Origin of the sequence: Methanospirillum sp. (assembly GCF_035406105.1) — an archaeon.
Lineage (GTDB): Archaea > Halobacteriota > Methanomicrobia > Methanomicrobiales > Methanospirillaceae > Methanospirillum.
In genome coordinates this window covers 1-1,391 of record NZ_DAONKG010000145.1, presented here as the reverse complement: position 1 = coordinate 1,391, position 1,391 = coordinate 1, and the positions used below count along the sequence as shown (strand labels likewise).

General features: G+C 40.2%; 1 protein-coding gene. It reads left to right on the top strand.

The annotated features are described in order from the left end of the window. Positions 1-1,108, top strand: a 1,108-nt coding sequence (locus PLA23_RS09250) for an ATP-binding protein (RefSeq protein ID WP_324474949.1), incomplete at its 5' end; no start/stop codon positions are given. Positions 1,109-1,391 lie beyond the last annotated feature (283 nt).

Here is a 1,391-nt window from a genome sequence, read left to right as displayed (position 1 = left end):
CGGACCGCGTCAATCTGGAAAAACGACATTAGTCCGGAATATATTTCCAGATCTGCCCTATACGCTCCTTGAAGACCCGGATACCAGGCAGTTTGCTGAAGAAGATCCCCGGACTTTCCTTCTTCAATATGCAAAAACAGGGGCAATTATTGATGAAGCTCAGCATGTACCTCAGTTATTCTCCTACCTTCAAGGGTTCATCGACAACAAGGACACGACTGGCAGATTCATTCTTACCGGATCCCAGAATTTCCTGTTGATGGAAAAGATATCCCAGTCATTAGCAGGAAGGATTGGAATTCTCAAGTTACTCCCCCTTTCTATGGAAGAGTTACATCGAAATGGAATTCACAAAAACACCTATGAAGAATATCTCTATCAGGGATGCTACCCCCGGCTGTACAGTGATCCTATCATTCCATCTGATTACTATTCCGCATATGTTCAGACATATCTGGAACGGGACCTCAGACAATTAAAGCAGGTCCAGAATCTCTCATTATTCCAGACATTCCTGAGAATGTGTGCGAACCGGGTTGGACAAGTGGTAAATTATTCCTCACTTGGAAATGATTGTGGAATAAACTATAAAACAGCTCAGGAATGGTTATCGTTATTAGAGACCTCCTTCATTGTATTTCTGGTAAGAACTCACCACAAAAATTTTAATAAACGGCTTGTGCAAATGCCAAAACTCTATTTTACTGATCCCGGTCTTGCCGCCTATCTTATCGGAATCCGTTCATCTGATGAGATTTTGAATCATCCCATGAAAGGCGGGTTATTTGAAACCTTTATCATTGGTGAGTTCCTGAAATACCGGTTAAACCGTGGATTTGAAAGTAATCTCTATTTCTGGAGAGATAAGAGTGGATATGAGATAGACTGTCTGATTGACAGGGCAGGAACTGAATTAATTCCTGTTGAGATGAAAGCCGGAAGGACAATATCGGGAGATTATTTTAAGAATATCGAATATTGGAATCGATTATCTGGTCAGAAACCAGAGAGATCCTTTGTAGTGTATGGTGGAAAAACCGATCAGATGAGAGGTCCGGGTCATGTGATACCCTATGATTCATTAGGGCCGATCTATGATTTACTGTAATTTATCACCGTGATAGCTTGGTATTGGTTACCGCCGGGGCAGATAGTATTCCAAGAGTCCAGGATACTATCATTATTATTGATTTTTATCTTTAATTATAGATTTTAAGGTATTAACAGATTTTACATAGTTTTATAGGTGATGGTAAATCCTATCAGAGTTGGATATTGCTATTATTATATCCAGATGAAAAAAAGGTATCGCAATAATTGGTAGTGATGTAGTGCTACAAGAAGCGGTAAATCAGATTGCTACCCCGGTTTAAACCCGGCAATGCCATCCA